The sequence below is a fragment of the Mesobacillus sp. genome (genome assembly GCF_049588175.1).
GTDB lineage: Bacteria > Bacillota > Bacilli > Bacillales > Cytobacillaceae > Mesobacillus.
The window spans coordinates 1-2549 of sequence record NZ_JBAVFI010000363.1 but is presented as its reverse complement, the minus strand read 5'-3'; the positions used below and the strand labels follow the sequence as shown (position 1 = coordinate 2549).

General features: G+C 41.1%; 2 protein-coding genes and 1 pseudogene. 2 read left to right on the top strand and 1 reads right to left on the bottom strand.

The window, feature by feature from the left end:
• Both WB217_RS08990 and WB217_RS08985 read left to right on the top strand, forming a co-directional pair.
• Positions 1–819: APC family permease (locus WB217_RS08990; protein ID WP_423992673.1), on the top strand; the 819-nt coding region annotated here is incomplete at its 5' end.
• Between the two features lie 15 nt (positions 820–834).
• Entirely contained in the window at positions 835–1923 is a 1089-nt protein-coding gene (locus tag WB217_RS08985) for a BPL-N domain-containing protein (RefSeq protein ID WP_423992671.1), read from the top strand.
• A 180-nt stretch (positions 1924–2103) separates the two neighbouring features.
• Here WB217_RS08985 and WB217_RS08980 read toward each other — a convergent pair.
• Positions 2104–2549, bottom strand: a pseudogene (locus WB217_RS08980) (Ig domain protein group 2 domain protein); the annotation flags it as partial.

Sequence of the window (2549 nt, the reverse complement as noted above, 5' to 3'; positions counted from 1 at the left end):
GCATTAGCAACTGTCTTCGCCTTCCTTTCTTTCGCAGGGTTTGAAGGTGCTTCCAGTTTAGGTGAAGAAACAAAGAATCCTAAAAAGGCCATCCCGATCGCCATTATCTCTGCTGTATTTTTAACAGGAATATTCTATATTGTAGTGAGTTTCGCGACAACTATTGGATTTGGTCTAGATAGTGAAGGCAACGGGAATTTCGCAAAATCATCTGCACCACTTGCAGATCTTGCTGACATGTATATGTCGAGAGGATTCGCAGCTGCTATTATGTTTGGTGCTTTTTTATCGGCTTTCTCTTGTGCGTTGGCAAGTGCCACGGCAGGGTCAAGAATGCTATTTTCAATGGGTCGTGACGGTTTTATCCATCAAAAAGTTGGGGAAACCCATAAGAAATATCATTCCCCCTATATTGCATTGAGTGTAATCATGGTCATATCTCTAATCGCTTTATTTCCTTTAAAAGGCATTGGCCTTGATGGGGGATTGATTTTTGGATATTTAGGAACCATTGGGGTGCTATCGCTCTTGTTAACCTATTTAGTCACAACAATTGGCGGTATGCGTTATTTTGTTAAGAATAAAATTTGGAAGGGCCCTATTCTTATTCTTCCTGCACTAGCAGTAATTGGTTTAGGCTATAGTTTATATTCAAACGTATTTCCAATTCCAGCAGCTCCATTTAATTATTTTCCATACATCGTGATCGGCTGGATCCTTCTTGGTGTGATTATTACTGCTTTAAACCCTGCATTAGTTTCACGGATTGCAGAACGCCTTATGTCTGATGAAGAATCACAAAACGATATTTCTGCATAGAAACGAGGTTAGGACATGCTTCTACTTTCCTTCGAACGATTAGGAATGGCGAACAGACAAGCCAATCATATAAAAGCCTATAGATGGATTCATAGTTTATTGAAAAATGGTTGCAACGTTTATCAAACAAAACATGAATTGGAAGTAGTAACAAACCATTTCCCTGAAGGTCATATCTATCCTGCAGGAACGATTCTGGCGGACACTGATATTACTCCTTCAGCAGATATCACTGTTGATTTTACTGATTGGAAAGATGAATATTTAGTTTCAGTTAAAAGATTAAAACTTCCAAATCGCATAGGAGTTTACAACGGTTTGAACAGCGCTCCTTTCTGCTTTGATCCCTACAAATCAGTTTTGGACTTATTCGAACTTGAATTTGAAGAACTATCTGATGAACAAATTAGACAAGGTACATTGGAGAACATTGATTTATTTATTGTTCCGGGTGGTCCAGATGCCGGGGAATCCTATTATGCTGGACTAGGAAAAAAAGGCATGGAAGAAATTCGCCGGTATGTTTTAAATGGCGGGAAATACCTGGCTTCCTGCGCAGGTGCCTACCTTCCCTTAACCGCAAAGCCCGGCACACCACAATCTAGGATGTGGTTAAATATTATTAACGCCACTGACTCAACAGGACTAGATTATTGGAGAACAGGAACAGGGTTTGTGCGCATTAATCTAAACGTAAATGATCACCCCAGCATGTACGGAATTTCTTATGGTGACCCCAGCACTTTAGATGTTATCTACTGGGAAGGACCGGGTATAGAAACAATTGACGCAGACAACATAACAATCCTTGCTACCTATAAAGAATTCATTGCATCTGGAGTTGATAAGCCAAACTGGTCAGTTGCAGAAAACCAATGTGCTGTTGATTCACTTGAATGGAGCAACCCATTATCACAAGAGCGTTTTAATTCGTTCCTAAAAGGCAAAGCTGCTGCAGTCGAAGCAACTGCGGGGGAAGGAAAACTTATTCTTTTCTCGTTCCATCCCGAATTTGGCTCGCCTGTAACGGGTTCATGGGAAAATAGCCTGACTCACCTTCTCATCTTAAACAGTATTTATTATTTATGTTCTGAAGATGTCTAATTAACACCATGGAAAAGCGATTAATCCCTTTCTAGTTTTTTCTGGCTCGATATCCTATTTTTGAAATATTAATTGATTCTTCATTTGATCTGGCTCATTTTTTACAGCAAAAAGCTTGCAGAGGAGGCCACCACCTCAATCTGCAAGCTTTTTTGTTTTAACCTACTACTATAGATTTATTTAATTGCTAATCACAATATCATCAAAGTTAAGCCTGTGCCCCGAAGTACCAGAAACAACACTCCGGAAGCGGACTGAAGATGTCTGGCTTAACGTAAACGTTTTTACCTGCAAACTGGACGTGCTGGAATTCAAGCTGCCAACGTTGGTCCATGTGGAACCGCTATTCGTTGACATTTGCAGCTGCCATCTGGCTCCAGTGTCGGTGCCAAAATTGGCGTGTGAAATTTGGACGCTTGTTGCTCCGCTCACGTTGAAGTTCATCGTAAGGGCACCGCTCGCTCGAACACGCGCGGACTGGGTGCCATTTTTCTTGTCCGTGCTTAAATTTCCGATCAGCGCATTATCAAAATACCAGGATCCGCTTGATAATGTAACATTCCCTGATGTATAGGCTGTTTTCGTGCCAGTTTCGAATTTCTCATTCACTGTGGCAGTACCGCCAC

Excerpts from the sequence above, each read along its gene's own strand:
- WB217_RS08985 (WP_423992671.1), top strand. The coding sequence starts at position 835 with ATGCTTCTACTTTCCTTCGAACGATTAGGAATGGCGAACAGACAAGCC.